The organism is Frankia sp. CcWB2 (assembly GCF_977927585.1).
Genome location: NZ_CDWRCM010000112.1, coordinates 4,245 through 8,972, shown reverse-complemented (window position 1 = coordinate 8,972; position 4,728 = coordinate 4,245). Strand labels below are relative to the sequence as shown.

4 protein-coding genes are annotated in these 4,728 nt (G+C 71.6%); 1 reads left to right on the top strand and 3 read right to left on the bottom strand.

The features are described 5' to 3' along the window. The coding region (locus tag ACY45C_RS13090; protein ID WP_462187900.1) for a hypothetical protein at window positions 1-215 on the top strand (215 nt) is incomplete at its 5' end. Between the two features lie 154 nt (window positions 216-369). Here ACY45C_RS13090 and ACY45C_RS13085 read toward each other — a convergent pair. The 3 genes from ACY45C_RS13085 to ACY45C_RS13075 are packed head-to-tail and all read right to left on the bottom strand — an operon-like array spanning window position 370 to window position 4,591. Next, window positions 370-1,365 carry a glycosyltransferase gene (locus ACY45C_RS13085; protein WP_462187899.1) on the bottom strand — a complete coding sequence of 332 codons (996 nt, stop codon included), beginning with the start codon at window positions 1,363-1,365 and terminating at the stop codon, window positions 370-372. Window positions 1,366-1,370: 5 nt separating this feature from the next. Beyond that, window positions 1,371-3,230 carry an FkbM family methyltransferase gene (locus tag ACY45C_RS13080; protein WP_462187898.1) on the bottom strand — a complete coding sequence of 620 codons (1,860 nt, stop codon included), beginning with the start codon at window positions 3,228-3,230 and terminating at the stop codon, window positions 1,371-1,373. Next, complete coding sequence (locus tag ACY45C_RS13075) at window positions 3,227-4,591, bottom strand: glycosyltransferase family 4 protein (RefSeq protein WP_462187897.1); 1,365 nt, start codon at window positions 4,589-4,591, stop codon at window positions 3,227-3,229. The genes ACY45C_RS13080 and ACY45C_RS13075 overlap by 4 nt, the downstream gene beginning before the upstream one ends. Between the last annotated feature and the right edge of the window lie 137 nt (window positions 4,592-4,728).

Genomic DNA, 4,728 nt, shown 5'->3' with positions numbered 1-4,728 from the left:
GATCCGCGGTGCCGTCGGTGGAACCCGAGTCCACGACGACGACCTGTCGACACCAACCGACGGACCTGATCGCCCGGATGATGTTCGGTGCCTCGTTGTGGGCGAGGATGATTGCGGTGAGGGGAACCGATCCCGGCGCCGGCTGTGGCTGTGCCGATCCGGCGGGGGAGGGACCGGCGGCACCGGCTGGGCCGGTGGTACCGGCGGTGTCATAGGGGGTCGGCCAGTTCGCTCGGCGTGGGGTTCGCGTCGCTGCCGGTTCTGGTGCTGCCGGTTCTGGCGTTACCGGTTCTGGTGCTGCCGTTGGTGCCGCTGGTGCCGCGGGGAACGATGGGCCCTGGCGCGGCGGGATTCGGTGGGTCTGCGTCGTCATGGTGAGCTCTCTCCTGCATCGAGCAACCAGTCGAAGTAACGCGTCGGATCGAAGGGGTTTCCCGTCTCGGGCCGTGGCGTGAACGTGAGCGCCGTGCGCAGCGCCACGGCGAGGTCATCCGCCGACTCCCGGGAGTACGGCACCAGAACCGGGCCGGCCACCTCGCGGTTGTGCGAGGTGTCGCGGGCGATGACGGGTATCCCGGCGAGCCGTGCCTCGGCGAGCGGGTAGCCGAAGGACTCCATCGTCGTCGGCTGCAGCAACGCGCCGGCATCGCGTTGGTGGGCCCGCAGCTCGGCCAGCGTCAGCCGGCCCACGAACCGCAGCGTCCGACAGTGGGACAAGCCGTGTTCGTGGGCCTCGCGATCGGTCGCGGTGACCATGATCGCGAGGTGGGCTCCGATCTCCTCCTGAAGCCGGGTCGCGGCGGCATCGACCATGCGGAGCAGGCGCCCCATCGGTTTGAACGGCGCGAACAACACGGGACACAGAAACCGGCCCGGCGTACGGGCCCGGGGAAGGGTCGGATCGGGGGACAGCGGATGGGGCCGGACCACCAGCCTGGCGGACAGGCTCGGAAGCATGGTGAGAACCCGGTCCGCCATTGTGGTCGTCGGTACGACGACCACGTCCGCACGACGGGCGAACAGCCGCACGAGACGTGCTGTCCGGGCCACGCCGTCGGGCAGGCCGCCGGGTAGCCGTCGGGCCTCCTCCGCCGGCAGGAAGTGCAGCACGTTGCGCAGCAGGACCCATCGTTCGCCGCGGGTCGCGAGGAAGCCGACGTTGTTGAGGGCGATCGCGCGCGCGTACCGCCCAGGCCGCTCCCGGCGGGCGAGCCAGCCCGGTCCGATCCGGCGATCTCGGCCGACCAGGTGGACCTGCAGGCCCGGCCGAAGGCTCAGGTAACCGTCCAGTTCGGTCAGGAACCGCAACGCCCCGCCCATCCGGGCACCGGCACAGTCGACCAGGGTCGGGCGGGTGCTGGACATCGGCCTCACGCCGAGACACCCCGCGGTGCGGGGTCGTCGACGAAACCGGGCTCGGATGACGGGCGGCTGCCGGGTACCGGCACCGGGCGACCGTCGGGCTCGGCGGGCCTGCGGATGGCCCGGGTCGTCGATCGGGTCCGGCGGGCGTAGAGGTAACCCGACGCCGCGTCGCCCAGATGGGCAGTCGGCACCAGGTCGTTACCGAGCAGAGTGACCTCGAAGCCGTGCCGGACCAGCAGGTCGTCGAGCGTACGGGGATCGCCGAACCCGGTGTGCACCTCCATCACGATCCGACCAACCGCGTCCAGCCATCCGGGCTCGTCGAACAGGGCGAACTCGGAGCCTTCGATGTCCAGCTTGACGAGGTCGACCTGGTCGACCCCGCCGGCCTCGAACACCTCTGCCATGGTGAGGACGTCGACGTCTCCGTCCCAGTGCGTCGCGTTCCGGCGGGCCCGCGGATCGGCGAACACGCCGGCGGTCGGACCGACCATGGCGTGGAGCAGTTGGATGTGGTTCGACACACCGTTGCCGGCGGCATGGTTGACGAAGGCGGGGGCGAACCCGCGCTGCGCCTCGACGGCAATCACATCGGCGCCCGCTCGCGCCGCGAGCACCGAGAACAGGCCCTGGTTCGCGCCGAGGTCGACGACGACCTCGCCGGCCGCCGGCGCGTACCCGGGGAGGGCGTGGTAGACGCCGCGGCAGTACATCTCGCGCGCGCCGCCGAACGCGGTGCCGGGCAACATGACCGTCACCCCGGGCAGCGGTCGGTAGGTGTGGCCGCTGGCGGCCATTGCCCGGTCAGCGGCATTCAGGTTGCCCGCCCGGCGGATGGTCGGAGCATGCCGGGCCACGGCGGCACCAAAGCGCAGCGCCGTCGGGGGACCAGCCACCCTGGCGATCCGTTGGAGGTCCTGGAACAGTTGGGTGGCCTGGTCGATCCGGAACATCCGGGTCTCCGTTCGGTCGGGAGAGCGGCTGGGGGTCACCCGATCGGGTGATGAGGCGGCCTGCGCCGCGATGCCGGCCGCGAATGGCCGCGGACGATGGTCCAGGTCGCGGCGGGCCGCGTCGATCGAGAACGCCTTGTCCTCGGTGAGCCGGGCGATCTGTTCGGCCTTCAACCTTGGCGAGGACACCCGCCGTTCGTAGGCGCGGGTCACGGCGATGACGGGGCGGACCGGCACGGGCACGCAGATCACCCGTCGGCCGACGGTGGCGCCGGCCGTGGTCACGACCTGCCGGAACGTCAATGCCTCCGGCCCGGCGACGTCATAGGCGCGTCCGATCGCCGCCGCGGTCGTCGCTGCGCGCAGCACGGTGCGGGCCAGGTCCTCGACGTGCACCGGCTGCTGCAGATGATGCCCCCCGCCGGGGACCGGCAGCACCGGAACGCGCCGGAGCAGCGCCAGCAGCCGGGCCATGTTCCGGTCGTCGGGACCCCCGTAGATCATCGTCGGCCGGATGATCGTCCAGTCCAGCCCGCTCGCCGCGATGGTCCCCTCGGCCGCTACCCGGATCCGCTTCGAGGGTGGATCGAGCGTAGTGAAGATCCCGGTGGTGGAAAGGAAGACGGCCCGGTGAATGCCGGCCGCACGGGCGGCGGTCACGATCGTCTCCGCATGGCCGAACCCGAGTGAGGCGATGTTGACCAGCGCCTCGCAGTTCGCCTCGCGGAATGCCGGGAGCAGCGTCGCCGGATCGTCGAGGTCACCGCGCACAGTCCCCGCGCCGCGTCGGCGCAGCTTTGTCGCCGCCGCGTCGCTGCGCGCCAGCCCGACGACCCGGTGTCCGTCCGCGAGCGCCCGGTCGACCACCCGGCTTCCGAGGAAACCGGTGCCACCGGTGACGAGGAACCTCATGCGACCACGTCCGGTGCAGGTGCAGGTACCTGCACCGGTACCGGTGGGGAAAGGGTCGTCGGTGGGGGCGTCGCCGGGAACGGTGCGTTGCCGAACAGTAGCGTCTGGTACCGGCGGGCCAGGTCGTCGCGATCGTAGTGGGCCTCGACGTGGGCCCGCCCGCTGCGGGCCATCCGCGCCCGGCGGTCCGGGTCCGCCGCCAGGGCCAGGATCGCCTCCGCCAGCGCGGCCGGGTCCTCGGGGGGCACGACCATCTGCCCGGCGGCAAGGAGGATCCGGGCTGCCTCGCCGCGGACCGCCCCGATCACCGGGCGGCCCGCGGCGAGGAACTCGAACATCTTCGACGGGATGAACGTGTCGAACATCGGCACGTCCCGCAGCGGGACGACGCAGATGTCGGCGGCCGCGACGACGGCGGGCACCTCCTCGCGGGCAACCCCGTCGCGCAGCACCGTGTTGGCCAGTCCCAGGCGCTCGACGTGCCCGACGAGCCTGCGTTTCTCGGCCCCCTCACCGACGAAGGCGAACCGGATCGGCCGGCCGGTCACCCGGGCGGCCGCGTCGGCGATCGAGGTCAGCCCGTGCGAGATGCCGTGGGCGCCGAGGTAGAGCACGAGGGTGTCGCCGTCGGTGGCGCTCAGCCGGGCCCGGATGTCGGCCGAGGCCACGGTCGTCGGGTGGAACCGGCGGAGGTCCACGCCGTTGGGAATCACGTGCACCTTGTGCGGCGCGATGCCTCGCCGCACGATGTCTTCCCGGAACCCCTCCGTCACCGTGACAACGGCGTCGGCGGCCCGGTAGGCGGCGAGTTCGAGGCGTTCGAGAATGCCGAGGACCCGCCGGTCGGTGAGGACGCCGAGGTGCTCGAAGATGGCCGGCCACAGGTCGCGGACCTCCACGACCAGCCGGGCGCCTCGCAGCCTGGCGAGCAGCCAGGCCGAGCCGAGGGGAAAGAAGGTCGGCGAGGACACCACCACCACGTCGGCCGGGCCGGCGGGCCGGCCGCCGAGCAGGACGCTGGTGACCATGAACGACAGATGGCCGAGGGTCTTGCGGGTGATCCCCTCGTTGGGAGTGGCATAGAGCCAGGTGCGCACGACGCGGTACCCGTCGACCCGCTCGGTCCGCAGCCAGGCGCCGCGATAGGCGGCAGGGATCTTGCCCGCCGGGTGGTTCGGCATGCCGGTGAGTACGGTGACGTCGAGCCCGTTCGTCGCCCACGCGCGTGCCGTCTCCGACAACCGGGACTGGGGAGCTCCGGTCTCCGGGGGGAAGTAGTGCGTCACCAGCAGGACGCGCGACCGGGCAGGAGAGGGGACCACCGACCTCGACCTCCAGTCGCCCTTGACATCCTTCACCATGAGTAATGCATTGTATGCTGTGAGTGACTAAACGTGGGCGATGTCGTACCGCGTGTGTCGCGCTTCGTATCGACCTCGTTGTCATCCGTCGTCGTCGGCCGCCTGGCGGTCGCGGGGGGGGGGGGGGTCCGAGCCGA